The sequence below is a fragment of the Paenibacillus sp. Y412MC10 genome (assembly GCF_000024685.1).
In the GTDB taxonomy this organism is placed as follows: domain Bacteria; phylum Bacillota; class Bacilli; order Paenibacillales; family Paenibacillaceae; genus Paenibacillus_AQ; species Paenibacillus_AQ lautus_A.
In genome coordinates this window covers 3,912,196-3,926,415 of sequence record NC_013406.1, presented here as the reverse complement: position 1 = coordinate 3,926,415, position 14,220 = coordinate 3,912,196, and the positions used below count along the sequence as shown (strand labels likewise).

The window sequence follows — 14,220 nt, the reverse complement described above, 5'->3', positions numbered from 1 at the left end:
TAGAGAAATAAAGCAAATAGGAGGAGCACATGAAGCGAAAATGGATCGCCGGATTATTATCCGGCATACTGATTGGCAGCAGCTTGTTTGAGCTTGCGCTTGCAAGCAACTCGGCCTATGCGGCCCCTTCGGGAGCAATGCCGGTGTTGATCTCGGAAATTTATCCCGATGATCGGTCGAATCAGCAGACGATCGAAGGCGCGGGCGGGGCCGACCTGTTCGAATATGTGGAGGTATACAATCATTCGGGAGCGCCGATCTCGTTTAATGACGAATTCAACATGCGTTACGACTACAATACGGGCGTGAAGACGTTGACGGTAACGGACACCGTATACGGCAATCCGGATGGGGTGGTCATCCCGGCGGACAGCCCGGCCGTGCTTTGGGTGGAACGGACAAGCTCATCCATTACCGGAGCAGCCGCTGCCCTGACGGAATCCGATTTCCGCCGGTATCATTCGATTCCCGACCAGGTACCGGTATTCAAGCTTCGGGGACAGGATGGCCTCAACAATACGGACCGCGGCTTATACATAACCCGAAAAGGCGACGACGCCGCCGTGATCAGCGGCTTCTATTATACTGCCAATGATGTCGGCGACGGCAAGAGTGTACATCTTCAGCTGCCGCCCGGCGGTTCGGCGATGATTCCTTACGCCAGGGAAGCTGCGCCTAGCGCCGGAATCGTTGACTTGGGCCAGCTATCGCCGCTTGACAATCGTGCGCCGGAAATCAATCACACGCCCATTGCCTTTACCGAGCGGACACAGCCGCTGACCGTCAGCGCAAGCGTCTATGACGCGGACGGAGATGCGCTGGTAGTTAAGATGTATTACAAAACGACGGTCAATAGTCCCTACAGCCAGATCGACATGATCGATCGGGGCGGTGATCAATTCGATGCGGTCATTCCGGCCGATCTGTTGACCGGGGATAAGCTGCAGTATTATATCGAGGCAGTGGATGGACTTCAGCAGTCGAGATCTGTCGATTATGAAACGGCTTTAACCGGAGCTTCTGCAGACGGGGACGTACCGCGTATTCTAATCACCGAAATTCTTCCGAACCCGGCCGGGGATTACCGGTGGGGAAGCGGCAACCAGTACGAATACGTTGAAATCTACAATAACTCGGATCAGGTTTTGGACCTCAAGGATTACACCCTCTGGTATCTATATCCGGGCACAACGGCGCCTAAGAGCTGGAAGGTACCGGATCATACCTCGATCGAGCCGTACAGCGCAGCGGTTATCTGGTTCGCGAAGGAAGCCGTGGCTAACGGCAAAGGTTATACGACGACGGCGGACTTCAATCTGCATTTTAACAGCACGCTGAACGACAACGATATTATTTTCTACGATAATTCGAAAGCTTCGGATTTCAATCTTCCGAATTCGCTGCATCGAGGGATTGCCTTGTCCGCGCCGGGACAAGCCAATTCGTACATCGTACAGGCCTGGTACGATCCCAGCGCCCCGGACAGCCCGGACAGGCTGGTCAACGACGTCCGCAATGCGGTCGTTCGATATGCCTATCCGGATGCAGGAACGACCATGAAACGTTTGGATAATCGGATGTACGCCAATCCTGGCAGCATTGATCCCGTCCAGGTGCCGCCTGTTGCAGGCGTCGACATGATTGCCCCGACGCTGCAGCATGAGCAGACCGCCTATAATTTGGGCCAGGGACAGGCTTATCCGGTTTCCGTGATCAGCGATGAGCCCCTTGCTTCCATTGAAGTGCTGATTGGAGCGGCCACCGAGGAGCCGACAGCGTTTACGGACAAGCATGCGCTGACGCTTGCGTCCCAAGAAAATGGGCTTTACGTCTACCAAGGCACGATCACGCTAAATGAGACCGGCGTCTATCGGTATATCATTGAAGCTGCCGACGGCAGCGGCAACCGCACTCGGGTTCCATATAACTCCCGAGGCGGCTTGCTAACGGTTAACGAAGAGAATACGGGAACGGAGCTGCCGGAGCCGGGGTTGTCCTTATCAAACGGCAGCATGATCAGCGGAAAGTCATCCTTCTATGCTTACGGCTCCCGGGCTGAAGACGACATCGAAGTTCGCTTTGAGGCCAATCCGCTGCCGCTTCGCAAGGCACTGCCGGGTAAGGTACAGCTGGGTATGCAGACCCGGGGGATCGATCAGATTTACCAAGCGTCGGCAAGCGCGCTGGATGCAAGCGGGGAGACGGTATTTTTCAGCCGCATCCTGCCCAAATACATCGACGGCGCCTGGTCGATGTTCGATATGGCTCCTGACCTGTTCGTCACCGGGACAACGGTTTCCGTGCATACCGGAAATGAGAATGCGCCATATCAAGTCAAAGACCATGACAAGGTATTCGGCAAGAACAACCATGATGATTTTGAAGTGATGAATCTACATCTTGTGCTGCCGGACGGTTCGGTGGTCAAACCGGATAAGGTACTGAACTACTTGGGCAACCTTGGGCAGTCGACCGTGGATTACCGGGAGGATACGTACTACGGATTCGGCGATGCGGATTACGGCAGCAACCCGAACAAGCCGATGATCAGCGACTTCCATTTTCCGATTCCGCAAGACAAGTTCACTGCAAGATATGCCGAACTCGACACCGCTTCGGTAAAGGACGGGGTATATCCGCTGAGCATGTCGGTGAACGGTCAAGTCTTCCAGTCCATCGACGTGACTGTGGACAACACTGCACCCGAGATTGAAGGGATATCGTATGGGGAAGGGCAATTATTGACCGACGCCATGCAGCTCAAAGGGCCGTTCATGCTGGATGTGGTCGCTTCAGATAATTTAACAGGCGTAACGGGCATTACGGCGGAGCTAGATGGCGAGCCAATCACGCTACCTTATGAAACATCTTCCACGCTGCTTGCGCCGGGCGAGCACACTCTGAATGTGACCGTACTCGACGGGGCCGGCAATTCGGCGGAGATCTCTCGCACCTTTATGATCGAAGAGGAGAAACCTCTTCTTCCGGGCGAGGTTTCCCCAGCCGATTTCGCGGAGAAGGTGGGTTTGAATCCGAGCCTAAGAGCACGACTCAGCGATCCGAGCGGAGATTCGATGGACGTTCGCTTCTTGGAAGGGGATAAATACGACTTTGCCCGCGAAGACGGGATCGAAGGCCATTTCAACGTTGCAGACCGGGAGCCTCCGCTCGTGCTGGCGCCGGATGGAGAGAAAGGGATCGGCAAGGAGGAGGCCGAGAAAATGGCTTACCCGGACGGAGAGTATCTTATCACGGATACGGATTCCGGGTTCCCTTATCATCGATTCGAAATCCAGCTGGACGAAGCATGGTCGGAACAGGATGCCGTAGAGCTGCACTGGCAAGGGCGCACGCTTCCGGGCCGCATCGTGACGCTGTATGCTTGGGATTATGAGAGCGGCAAGTGGACGGCACTGAAGTCGGCCACCGGTGACGAAGCCGAATCCGACATCGTCTTGACAGCGGAAGTGGATCCTAGCCGTTACGTGCGAAACGGCAAAATCCAGGCCATGGTCCAAGATGAAGTGAAGAGCGCGAAAGCGCCGTTCAACATTTTATGGTTTACGGATACCCAGTATTACGCGGAATCGTACCCGGACATTTTCGATAAGCTGGGCGATTGGATCACGGAAGAATACAAGAAGGGCTTGTTCAGTTATGTGATCCATACCGGCGACATCGTGAACGTGGCCGACGACGAGAAGCAGTGGGCCGTAGCCGACCGGAATTTGAAGAAGCTGGACGAAGCGGGCGTACCGTATGGCGTGCTGGCGGGCAATCACGACGTCATCATTGACGGCGTGGACTACTCCTACTACGGGAAATATGTCGGGGCCGACCGGTACAAGAACAATCCATGGTATGGCGGCGAAATGGATAACAACCGCAACCATTACGACCTCGTGTCGTTCGGAGGCCACGACTTTATTTTCCTTTATATCGGCTTTGGGCTGGAGGATACACCGGAGACGATCGCTTGGGCCAACGAGGTGCTGAAGAAGCATGCGGACCGCATCGCGATCGTGGGCATGCACGCTTATCTGGAGAGCAACGGCACCTTGTCCAGTATGGCGCAGCGCGTTTTTGACCAGGTCATTGCGCCAAACAAAAACGTGCAGCTGGTGCTAAGCGGCCATTATCATGCTGCCAACCGGGTCGTGAAAACGGTGACGCATCCGGACGGATCGTCAAGACAGGTCATTGAAATGCTGGCGGATTATCAGGGAGGGCCGAACGGAGGAAACGGTTATCTGCGTCTGCTGAAATTCGATCCAACCTCCGGCACGCTGGACGTGGATACGTATTCGCCTTACTTGGACGATTATAATTTCTTTGACGACGCCATTGAGGATTTTACGGAACCGTTTGCGTTCAGGGATATTCAAAAACGGGTGGCAACCGATTATTTTGCGGTCAATGTGTACAAAGATACGCTGATTGGCGAGCAAAAAGACGTGAAGTCCGGAGAAATTGCTTCTGCCGTATGGAATGGACGAGAAGCCGATGAGACGTATTATTGGTATATGGATATTACCGATGAATTCGGCGCCAAGCAGCTTAGTCCAATCTATCGTTTTACGACCTCAAAGAAATCCTCACCTCCAGGTGGCGGGAATGACGGCGGCGGAAACAATGGGGGTGGCAATAACGGCAATAACGGAAACAATGGAAACAACGGAAACAACAGCAATAATGGAGGCGGCAGCAATCAACCAGGCCCAAGCAAGCCAGGTGGCACACCGCCGACCACTGGAGCTTCCAGACCGGGATCGATTACGGCGGAAGTCGCAATAAACGGTCAGAAGGCTCAGGCAGCCATCGGCGAATTGGAGCTCAGCGAAGCCTTCGAAAGCGTAACAGCAGATGGGCGGGGAATTAAGACCGTCACGATTCAACTGGACGAAAGCGTCCGAACGTTCAACGGCGAAATCGTCATCCAGGTACCGTCAGCGTACTTGAACCGGAACCACGCACGGGAACGGATCGAAATCGTTACCCCACTGGCAACTGTGAAGGTGCCTTCCAATATGCTGAACAATCTGAAGGAAGCAGGGCAGTTCACGGGCCTCGTGATTCGTCCGGGCAATCAAGGCGGGCTTTCCGGGGACCGACTAGCCGGGATTTGGAACAGACCGATCGTCGAGCTGCTGCTGCAGATCGATGGCAAGACGGTGGAGTGGCCGGGAAGCAGCACACCTGTAAAGGTATCGCTCCATTATGAGGCCAAGGCTGACGAGCGATTGGATCAGCTGGTCGCGTGGGAACTCAATGCAATGGGATCCGTATCCGCTGTCCTAAACGGTTATTACAATGTCGAGCATCGTACCTTGACCTTTGAAACGGGCAAGCTTGGCACGTATGCGATCGCATATAAGCAAGTATCTTACCGGGATATAGACCCGCGCAGCTGGTATGCGGACGCCGTTCATTACCTCTCTGCCAGGGACGTTGTTAAAGGTGCAGGCGGAGGGCGATTTCTCCCACAGGATGAGATCAGCCGGGCCGATTTCCTGGTCATGGCCATGAATGCCTTCGGCATCAAACCAGGGAAAACGGATGACGCCATGAATTTTGCCGATGCGGGGAGCAGGTATTATACGCCGTATTTGTCCGCTGCGAAGCAGCTGGGACTGGTTCATGGAACGGGAGATAACCGGTTTAGACCGGAGGACTCGATCACGCGTCAGGATATGGTCGTCATGCTTCATGCGATGATGGAAGCGGCCGGAAGCGAGTTTCCGGGCGGAGGAGACGACATGGATCGTTATTCCGATGCGAAGGACGTATCCGGTTATGCGCGGGAAGCGATGGATTTCATGCTTGAAGCCGCATTGATTCAAGGCACCGGCGGAGGCAAACTGTCTCCAAAGGCCGTTACCAATCGGGCAATGGCAGCCGAGCTGATGTACAATTACCTGGTCAAAAGCCGGGAAGCCTCATAAACAAAAGAAAACATGAGGATCAGGCAAAAAGACATGAATTAGAAGTGCTCACAAAATAAGAACGGGAGAAACTTCCCGTTCTTATTTTGTTGCTTGTATTCTTGTAAGCACTTGATTACAAGAATATACATGCATAAGAGATTGCGAGAATCGAGGCTATTTTGTCTTATTGCTGAAAGTTCTTGTCCCGAGTTGAGGTTAAGAAACCAAGTGATGGAATTCATCGGTTTTAAAATTTTTTCATAACCCCTCTAAACAGTATCATTTTTTGACATGATTAAAAGTTATGATTAACCCATCGAACGAAATGAATATTCAAAGAAAAGGAAGGGATTGAAAATGACAAATTACATCCTCGAGGAAAAAGACAGCTTTATCGTTTTAGGAATTGGAACTGAGCTTCAGAGCGACTACACCGACTATGCGGGCATTAACAAAGAGAAGGCCGACTTTTGGGAAGCCGTGAAGCAAGACGGAAGGTTGGACACGTTAAAGGGCATCGCCGCAAATGACTACATTTTTGCCGTAAACGAAGCGGTTAACAACAAGATGATGTTCTACGCCGGCGTCATGACAGAGGAATCGGTGCCCGAAGCAACCCGCGTTATCCAATTTCCTAAAGGGGATTACCTCGTTGTAAAAGGGGAGGGGCAGTCGGCTGATGAGTTGAGTCAATTGCTTGCTGGTATCGCCTTTGGTCAAGTATTGCCGGAAGCCAACAATTTCGCTTATGTCGGCGGGCCGAATGCCATGGTGGATATGGGACAGCGAAACGGCCAAATATTAGGCGAAATGTGGATTCCTGTTGTTCGGAAATAAAGAGCCGCGAATGCTTTCGAGCGAGCTTTGCCCATAGTAGAAGGAAAGCTCGCAAAACTATTAGGAGGGATGATCGTGTCCAATATCGTTGATTTTAAACATATATCTTCAACTGGTTTAGAGTCTTCGCCCGTAGCAGAAGCGCTTGCTGGTTTACGAGCGAATGAAGCCCGTTACTTTATGAACAAGTATAAGCATGCATTTACGGTTGTACCGGCTAGCGAGAGCCAGGAGACCCTGGATTACGTGAACCGAATATTGAAAGAAGAGCGTGATCTTGAGTTTGCGGCCAAACCATTGGAAACGTCACGTTTTCAAGTGGAAAACATTCAATTTGCCTATGTTTTTTACGAGAATGGTCTCGGGTTAAACGTAATGTATACAGTTGATGATCCTAAGAAGCGAGCCGTTGGTATTAAGCTTTCGGAGGGGATGGAGGTGCCCGAAGAGTTAGAAGGGAAGTTCAAGTTCGCTATGCAGAAGTCGAAACTTGCAGGAACGATTCGAGGCTCGTTTTTTGTAATCAAGAGAGAATATTATGAAGAGGTGGAAACCAATGAATAAGGTGATCGGTGTAGAAACAAGCATGAAAATAAATACCCGCCCTCTAGGGAAAACGGTTGCTTATTGGTCAGTCACAGGATTGCTCGCAGCAGCTATTATGTTAAGTGGTATCGGACAGTTGATGCAATATGGGGGAAACCTCGAATTGGTGACGAATCTGGGCTATCCACTATATGTATTGACCATTCTCGGAATTTGGAAAGTGCTTGGTGCCATCGCTCTCCTCGTGCCAGGTTTACCTCGACTTAAAGAATGGGTTCACGCCGGCATTTTCTTTTTAATGACGGGTGCGGCATTATCTCATGCATTTGCTAACGATTACGGGGATTACGGGTTTAATCTTATCCTACCGCTTTCTTATGCGGTACTTAATATCGTCTCGTGGGCGCTACGGCCACCGAAGAACCGCTTATCTTAAGAACAGGGCGAAATCACGGCTATCTGAACGGGGTTATTGCACAAATACGACGGAGTGGACTTCGCATCAAGCAATCTGGGGAGGTCCACCCCGCTTATATCATCATAGATGCGTCAGGTTAAGGAGCGGGGGAGGAGACGATTCCGATTGCAACGATCGACCGTTTTCTCCGAGCTCCAGCACCGCTACAACCCGCTCCTCCGGCTGAATGCCGAACGCTTTGCACTGATCCTGGTCATAAATCCATTCCGGTATCGATCGGCGTGCGTTCCACGGCCTGGATTTAACCAATAGTTGTACGTTCTGGATCAAACAGCATATCGCCGCATAATCCTCCTCCTGCTTGTGGGGATCCTCTTCATGCTCTGCTATAATCAAGAGAAAAGCCGATGATGTATATCCTTCCGAATTCGAGAGCTTTGCGGCCGCTTCGCTGCCCGTCACATAGATAAAGCGCCACGGTTCTCTTAGTCCGTCATTCGGGGCCCAGACAGCGTCATTCAGCACTTCCAGAATGCTTTGCGCTGAAATCCGGCCGCGTTCCGACCGAAGCCCATTCGCTTCTCGGCCTTCGCCGACGGCGGTCCATTTCTGCTCGGCCGGCGTTCTTCTTCGGGCTCTCGGCGCTTTATCGAAATATCCAATGTGCAAAATCCCGGCAAACCTTTCACCTTCCTGCAAACCGATTTCCGCAAGAAATGACTCGCTTTGAAACATGGGGTCCGTGTCCCACAGCGCGCCCAATCCACGTTCCCAGCCAAGCAGCTGAAAATTTTGCATCACACTGCAAACTGCAGCGAAGTTTTCGTCGCTCTGCCGCCGATCGGAGGCCGATTCCGCGATGAAAATCAGGTGAGCGGGAATTTCCGTTACTCGTTTAATGAAAAAATCAATCATTTTAGGGGGCATGAGCTTAACGAATCGGTTTTCCTTCATCTTGGTCATCATGCTCTCCACCAATCTTTGACGCGACTCCGGCGTGCCAGCGATAAGACAGCGCCAGCGGGGCGTACCTTTGTCTTCGTACAGGTTGACCGCATCGTTCAACAAGGATACGACCAGTTCGGGAGGTACCGGCGTTGTGTTGAATCTCCGGATGGTTCTGCGTTCTCTTATCGTTTGGGGAATATTCAATTCGATTCCTCCTTATATAATTTAGTTTACAGGTAAACAATAATGTTAAAAAAATTTACTTATCTCTCGCTTATATACCGGGCCATTCCTTGAAAAAACTTCAACATCGTCTGCAGCTCGCTTTCGGAGTAATCGTCCAAAAATCGCATAAAGCGCTGCTCCTCTGCTTCGTGCAAAGTCCGATGCAATTCGAACAGCTGCTTACCTTGGGGCGTTAGACGAAAATATACTTCTTTGCGATTGTCGTTAAGCTGGGTCCGATGAATAAGGTCAAGCGCAAGCAGTTTCTTGCTGATTTTGGTAATGCTTGCCTTCGATAATTTTAATTTTTCGGCAATCGCGGAATGATTGATCGGTTCATGTTGGCCGATGCAATCCAGGACATGGATGGTCGATAAATTTCCAGGTACGCCTTTCAGTTGATGAAGCTGGACCATCTCTTGGATTTCTTTAAGTTCCAGTTCCATTCGCTGTTCATGCAAATGAGAGAAGTGAAGCAGCTGTTCATAAATGATTGACTTGATGCGATCAGGGTAATCCATAGTTCCGGTCTCACACTCCATATTGTTTACTTGGAAATTAAAATATCACAGTTTGTCGGATTCAGCAAGTGCTGCATGCATCTTGCATGTGAAGTCCGACAATCAGCTACTGAGCATTTTGAGCGCTGGGAACAAGCGAAGTGTGTTATTGACGATCTGAATGCAAGAGTTGGAAGAAACGCATTGTGCAATAGCGCCGCTCACTGTAATATACAGGTGATAAGATCGTTAAGGGTCCGTTAGCCGCGATTGCCAACATCCATCCGTTGCTGCTGGCCTGAGGCTTTTTCATTTGCGGCCGCGAAAATGGCGATGAGCGACGGTATGATCGAAGTGCTGGAAGCGCTGGATTTGCTTCCCCGAAGCAAAGGGCCAAAGGAGAGGATGGCATGAAAAAACATATTAAAGGCATGGCGCAACCGGGGGTATCCAAGTAAATACCCTGAAAATACGTTAATATCTTTTCAAGCAGCTTGCGATTTGAATTTCACTCACCTGGAGCTAGATGTTCAATTAAGCAAGGATGGCGTTCCGGTGGTCATCCATGATACTTCTGTCGACCGTATGCTGACAACGGAGCGGGGCGAGTGAAGGACTTGACGCTGGCCGAACTGAAGCAGCTGACGATTGACCGGACGGAGCGCATTCCAACCTTCGAAGAAGCGCTCGATTTATTAAAGGACCGGATCATCATTGATATTGAATTGAAGCAGATGGGCGATCTATACCCGGGGATGGAACAGCTTGTGCTCGATATGGTCAAGAAAAAAGGAATGCAGGGGCAGGTCTTCATCACATCTTTCGACCACTATTCCCTCGAAAGAGTAAGACAGCTTGACGATACAATCGGCCTTGGCCTGATCAATATCGGGGCTTCGCCGGCATTTTTTCCATTTGCCAAAGAGATCCATTGCGGCTACATGTCGATCGAACATCGACATATTACGGAGCCTTTCATCCATCGCTGTGCAGAAGAAGGCATTCAGCTCATCTCATGGACAGTTAATCAAGAAAGCGACATGAAATTGGCAGCTCAATATCCTTCCTTGCTTATCTGCACGAACGAGCTGGAACTCTGGGCGAAGGTATCCGGCCAGAACGGGTAGTCCTGGGGTATGGCCGTGGACCGATACAACATATATGCTTAAAAGTCGCACAGTTGCGGCTTTTTTATTTTACGTAAAGAGGACGATTTCGAACTTTCCGCGCACGCTGCAGCCCTGAACAAGAAGGGCATGAACAGTACGGCTTTACCGCCGAAATTTTTCATGGGAGTTAACTCATCGTCATTTTCCATACAGGTCCTGTCGAATTTTAGAGAGCAGGCTTGGGTTCGCGGATGCTCCGAATGGCCTCCATTAACAATAAAGCTGCCTTGCCTAGGACGTTTTTGTCTTTATAAGCGATGCCTATCGTAATGACAGGATTCAAATCGGTTATAGGTCGTATAACCAAGGAGCCCTCCTGTTCCAGACCGCTGTATATCGGAACAATCCCGATACCGAGCTCGGCCTTTACCATTTGTTGAATCACAAAGAAGCTTCCAACCTCCATACAAGAGAACAGGTTATCCCCAGCCTCATAAATCGCCGTTTCCCAAAGCTCCCGATAGATACAAGTCGGTTCTTTGACTAGAATGGTATGCCCCGCGAGGTCGCTCGCCGTGATGCTATCTCGATCGGCTAATGGGTGATTCATGTTTAACATGACGCCTAATCTTTCTTCAAACAGCGGCTCAAACTCCAGCATGAGCTTCGAAGGTGGAGCCGAGCAAACACCAAAATCGAGTTCGCCGGCCCGAACCCTCTCCGCAATGGATCTGCTGCCGCCTACTTCCATCGTTAACTGCACCTTCGGTCTAGTCTTGCAATAGCGGGCTATCACGGCCGCTAGCTGCTGGCTTGCGACAGGCTCGATAGAGGAAAAACGCACCGAGCCGTTATCTCCCGTTGCAATATCCGAGACGGTCTGCCTCATGGCTCCGATCGATTTCAGTAAAGCCGAGGCCTCATGATAGAGCCATCGGCCGGCTTCGGTCACAATCACGCGTTTTCCGTCGCGCACGAACAAAGAAACGCCAAGATCCGCTTCGAGACGCTGAATCTGAAGGGTTACCGTAGAAGGAGCATATTGGAGTTCCTCGGCGGCTTTCAAAAAATGTCCAAGACGCACGCAAGCCTCAAAGGTCTTTAAAGCTCGAAGATCCATCATTTCCATCACCTTTGTTTAAGTTATCTGAATCATTCATTCATATTATTCAATTTTACAAAACATTCCCGGGATTTTACAATAGGGTCACACCGGTATTCTGATGAAAAGATATTACAGAAGGGGGATTTACGATGTCTAATTTGGTCATTACTCGCGGCAATCCGGCGCTTTCTCACTGTGCCTTTACGTTTGATGACGGACCGATGCGGATTCCTGTTGACGCATGGCTGGATGCTTTGGAGCAGGGAGGCGCGTGCGGGACGTTTTTTTTAACGGGCGAGTGGTTTGATCGGTATCCGGCGAAAGCAAGAGAAATGATAGCCAGGGGCCATGAGCTTACCACGCATACCTACCATCACCGCAGAATGGCAGATGTGACCAAAGCCGTATTCTTGGAAGAGTTGAAATGGGCTGAGCTTGCTTATCAAGAAGCAACGGGAAGGCCGGTTCCGACTTTCATGCGGTTTCCTTACGCCTCTTATCGGGAAGAGAATTTGGAATGGCTTCGGGAGTGGAACTATCTGGTCATCGAGGGGGAGGATACCGTCGACTGGTCGGGACCGCCAAGCGCGCAGCTTGTGGAGCGGGTGATACCTAAGCTGGATAATGGGACGATTTTGATGTTTCATGCCAATGAAATCGCCAAAGAAACGCCGCAGGCCGTAAAATCGCTTGTACACCATGCTCACGCCAAAGGTCTTGATATGATCACCGTATCCGATCTGCTACATGCCAATGGCATCAGGGCAGGCGAACGCAGCTGGCAAGTCCGCTTCAAACCGATTCTCCGGAACTCTTACCAAAGTGAGCAGTGGAAGAGCGTCGCTGACGAGGATGAATTGCGGAAGCTGGCTGCCGATTCACTTGAATGGGGGAACCCGAAAGCTCCGACGGGGTCAGGAGCTTTCGGCAAATGGCTGCAAGCGCTCTCCATGCAGTCTCCGTCGGATGGTGAAACGCGTTTTGTCGCACGCAGCTTTGCCGGACAGCACTGGGCATACGTGCGTGCTTCGATCCGGGGCGGCACGCTGATACTGGAGGACTTCGCTACGAAGGAAGCCCATGCGGATGCTATAGTCTATATCCTGCAATGGGCGGCTCACGAGGCATCAGCCTTGGGTTGCGAATGGATCACCAGCACACAGGACATGCGCCGGATTCACAAGCTGTGCGAACAGATGGGCATCGAAGCCGAGATTGTATTGCAGGAAGGGTAGCGGTTCATGGTTCGCCTTATTATTTTGGGGGAAGATGGGGGATATGGGTACTAAATCGGCATGGAATTGGATTACGCTATGGGCATCGTTATTATTTGTCGTGATACTCGGTTTTTCCCGGCTCTCCTACGGCATGTTTTTGCCCGGGATCCAGAGGGTCATCGGGGGGAGTTATGGACAGTTGGGTATACTCGGCACCGTCAACTTTATCGGTTATTTAATCGGGACGTTGTGTCTTTCCCCATTGATCTCGCGGTTTCCAGACCACAAGCATATCATGAATCGGATGACGTGCTTATTGCTCGGATTAACTTTGATCGGCTCGGCATTTAGTGACCATTTTACCCAGCTTGGGCTTTGGCGGTTCGCCATCGGATTGTTATCTGCCTTCGCGACCGTGTTAGTCCTGTCCATTGCCATGGATGCCGTTCGACCGGCGGAACGAGGCGTTGCATCGGGTCTTATATGGCTGGGCGGATCTGCCGGCATTCTAGTGACGGGTTTGTTCGCCCCCTTTATCATTGATCCTTCACACCTGCAGGGTTGGCGGTATGCTTGGGTAATCATGGGCGTATTCGGTGTAATTGCCGCGCTCGGTTTCGAGTTCGTTGTTACCAGAGAGAGGGGAGTCGTAAAAATACCCGCGCCGACCGAATCGAAGCCAAGGGACCAAGAAAGCAATCATGTGTATCGTCTCCTGTTGAACCCCAATAAGCTCTTGTTCCTAATCGCTTCTTATTTCTTCTTCGGCTGGGGATACATCATCTATTTCACGTATTTGATTCCCTATCTGGTGAACCAAGGCATTCCATCCCTCTATGCCGGGCTGATATGGTCCGGTATCGGATTCGCGGGTTTGTTTAACGGATGGATCGGAGGCAGAGCCATTGACCGATGGCCGAACGGGTATACGCTGGCGTCGGGATTAACCTTAGGTACGATCGGTGCGTGTGGGGTAATCACTAATAATATGTTCTTTACTGTACTTGGAGCCACCACGATTGGGTTGGTTTCCTTTATTACCCCTCCGCTGATGACAACAGCGCTTCTTCGTCGTCATGTCCCTCACCACGCGTATGCGCCAAGCCTCAGCATAGCCACTGCTTTTTTTGCCTCTGGACAGATCATCGGTCCCATCGTTGGAGGTTTGATCGTCGAACAATACGGCTTGCCATTCGGCGTGGCATCCAGCGCCATCTTTATGGCGATTGCCGCTGCGTTGGCTGTATTGTATGGACAACAGCAACGAAAGCTTGAGATTCGAGATTTGCCTATCCGTAGTTGATGTTGAAGCATCATATTGAGGCAGCTGGTCAAATGATCGGCTGCCGTTTTCATTGTGGCAACGGCTTTTATTTTTCCTAATGCGTTGG

General features: G+C 51.1%; 11 protein-coding genes. 8 read left to right on the top strand and 3 right to left on the bottom strand.

What is annotated here, in order from left to right; genetic code table 11:
* The first annotated feature begins 29 nt into the window (after positions 1–29).
* The 4 genes from GYMC10_RS16835 (at position 30) to GYMC10_RS16820 (ending at position 7,743) form a co-directional block, all read left to right on the top strand.
* On the top strand, positions 30–5,942 hold the full coding sequence (locus tag GYMC10_RS16835) for an S-layer homology domain-containing protein (RefSeq protein ID WP_015735621.1): 5,913 nt from the start codon (positions 30–32) through the stop codon (positions 5,940–5,942).
* A gap of 339 nt (positions 5,943–6,281) precedes the next feature.
* Positions 6,282–6,761, top strand: coding sequence for a GyrI-like domain-containing protein (locus GYMC10_RS16830; protein WP_015735620.1), 480 nt, complete (start codon positions 6,282–6,284; stop codon positions 6,759–6,761).
* Positions 6,762–6,836: 75 nt separating this feature from the next.
* Positions 6,837–7,325, top strand: coding sequence for a hypothetical protein (locus GYMC10_RS16825; RefSeq protein ID WP_015735619.1), 489 nt, complete (start codon positions 6,837–6,839; stop codon positions 7,323–7,325).
* The gene (locus GYMC10_RS16820) at positions 7,318–7,743 is read left to right on the top strand and encodes a DoxX family protein (RefSeq protein ID WP_015735618.1); all 426 of its coding nucleotides are present in this window, start codon (positions 7,318–7,320) and stop codon (positions 7,741–7,743) included. Before GYMC10_RS16825 ends, GYMC10_RS16820 begins: the two co-directional genes overlap by 8 nt.
* Before the next feature lie 102 nt (positions 7,744–7,845).
* Here the strand turns inward: GYMC10_RS16820 and GYMC10_RS16815 are convergent, their stop codons facing one another.
* Both GYMC10_RS16815 and GYMC10_RS16810 read right to left on the bottom strand, forming a co-directional pair.
* Positions 7,846–8,877, bottom strand: coding sequence for a nitroreductase family protein (locus tag GYMC10_RS16815; protein ID WP_015735617.1), 1,032 nt, complete (start codon positions 8,875–8,877; stop codon positions 7,846–7,848).
* A gap of 59 nt (positions 8,878–8,936) precedes the next feature.
* The gene (locus tag GYMC10_RS16810; RefSeq protein ID WP_015735616.1) at positions 8,937–9,419 is read right to left on the bottom strand and encodes a MarR family transcriptional regulator; all 483 of its coding nucleotides are present in this window, start codon (positions 9,417–9,419) and stop codon (positions 8,937–8,939) included.
* A 480-nt stretch (positions 9,420–9,899) separates the two neighbouring features.
* Between GYMC10_RS16810 and GYMC10_RS33055 the strand changes: the two genes are divergently transcribed.
* Together GYMC10_RS33055 and GYMC10_RS16800 are read left to right on the top strand one after the other, a co-directional pair.
* Complete coding sequence (locus tag GYMC10_RS33055; RefSeq protein WP_261979278.1) at positions 9,900–10,010, top strand: glycerophosphodiester phosphodiesterase family protein; 111 nt, start codon at positions 9,900–9,902, stop codon at positions 10,008–10,010.
* Positions 10,007–10,525, top strand: a complete 519-nt coding sequence (locus tag GYMC10_RS16800; RefSeq protein ID WP_261979277.1) for a glycerophosphodiester phosphodiesterase — start codon at positions 10,007–10,009, stop codon at positions 10,523–10,525. Before GYMC10_RS33055 ends, GYMC10_RS16800 begins: the two co-directional genes overlap by 4 nt.
* Before the next feature lie 208 nt (positions 10,526–10,733).
* On the opposite strand, the gene GYMC10_RS16795 is transcribed toward GYMC10_RS16800, so the two are convergent.
* Complete coding sequence (locus GYMC10_RS16795; RefSeq protein WP_015735615.1) at positions 10,734–11,630, bottom strand: LysR family transcriptional regulator; 897 nt, start codon at positions 11,628–11,630, stop codon at positions 10,734–10,736.
* 131 nt (positions 11,631–11,761) lie between these two features.
* On the opposite strand from GYMC10_RS16795, the gene GYMC10_RS16790 reads away from it, so the two are divergent.
* Positions 11,762–12,847 (top strand): polysaccharide deacetylase family protein, encoded by a 1,086-nt coding sequence (locus GYMC10_RS16790; protein ID WP_015735614.1) that lies wholly within the window; start codon positions 11,762–11,764, stop codon positions 12,845–12,847.
* A 43-nt stretch (positions 12,848–12,890) separates the two neighbouring features.
* Complete coding sequence (locus GYMC10_RS16785) at positions 12,891–14,132, top strand: YbfB/YjiJ family MFS transporter (protein WP_015735613.1); 1,242 nt, start codon at positions 12,891–12,893, stop codon at positions 14,130–14,132.
* Positions 14,133–14,220 lie beyond the last annotated feature (88 nt).